Source organism: Promicromonospora kroppenstedtii DSM 19349, assembly GCF_000515355.1.
In the GTDB taxonomy this organism is placed as follows: Bacteria; Actinomycetota; Actinomycetes; order Actinomycetales; family Cellulomonadaceae; genus Promicromonospora; species Promicromonospora kroppenstedtii.
Genome location: NZ_KI911632.1, coordinates 1 through 529, shown reverse-complemented (window position 1 = coordinate 529; position 529 = coordinate 1). Strand labels below are relative to the sequence as shown.

General features: G+C 71.3%; 1 protein-coding gene. It reads left to right on the top strand.

Annotated features, from left to right (window positions below; translation table 11 throughout):
• On the top strand, positions 1 to 235 hold a 235-nt coding region (locus tag PROKR_RS06185), incomplete at its 5' end, for a hypothetical protein (RefSeq protein ID WP_211240045.1).
• Positions 236 to 529 lie beyond the last annotated feature (294 nt).

Here is a 529-nt window from a genome sequence, read left to right as displayed (position 1 = left end):
CGGGCACGACCGCGTGGTGCTCGCCCTGACCGCGTCGCTGCCCGTGCCCGTGCTGGTCGAGGTGGCTCCGGGGGCGCACGACGACCTGGACCAGCTCATCGACCAGGTTGGCGGCGCCCACCTGGCCGGCTCGATCGGTTGGTTCGAGGACACCCACGGCACCGCCGACTGGCGCGGCGCGATGACGCGGCGCCTGGCGCACAAGGCGCTCGACGAGCTGGGCGGTGCGGTATGAGCACGTCGAGGTGGACATCTCGCCGTGGGGAAACGGGTTCTCCGCCAGGTGTGTTGCTCTGCGTCGACAATGTCGACGCAGAGCAACACACCTCGGAGAGATGCACTTACCCCGAGACGCTCCACGACCAGACGGGGTGCGGCGCATGAGGATCGACGGCGCCGACGTCACGGCCGTGCCCCGGCGGGCCAGTGCCTGCGTACCTACCTGCGCGAGCAGGGCACCACCGCCGGTGAAGAAGGGCTGCGACGACGGGTGACTGGCGGCGCGTGCACCGTGCTGCTCGACGGCGCC